This window comes from Corynebacterium sp. MSK150 (assembly GCF_030229215.1).
Taxonomy (GTDB): domain Bacteria; phylum Actinomycetota; class Actinomycetes; order Mycobacteriales; family Mycobacteriaceae; genus Corynebacterium.
In genome coordinates, this window is record NZ_JASPHM010000048.1 from 1 (window position 1) to 324 (window position 324).

Below are 324 nucleotides of genomic sequence, written 5' to 3' on the forward strand. Positions count from 1 at the left end.
CGGCGATTGGGACGAAGTCGTAACAAGGTACCCGTACCGGAAGGTGCGGGTGGATCACCTCCTTTCTAAGGAGCTTTTATTTGTGGGTGCAGTTGCACCCTGTGGTTGGTTGAGTATGCGAGTGTCATACTGCCAACTTTTATTATTGAAAATTGTCCGGGTGAAACACACACCTGATGAGGCAAGCCGAGTGTTTGAATGGCGCTTTGTGACACACGTTGTCCATGCACAGTTGATTAAAAAATAATGTTTGTATGTTGGTGCATTGTTGGGTGTCTGGGGCATTATCCCCCTTTTTTGTGCCTGACCATAAGGCTTGTTGAC

General features: G+C 47.2%; 1 rRNA gene. It reads left to right on the top strand.

The window, feature by feature from the left end:
* A 16S ribosomal RNA gene (locus QP941_RS11575) occupies positions 1–65 on the top strand; the annotation flags it as partial.
* Positions 66–324: the final 259 nt, after the last annotated feature.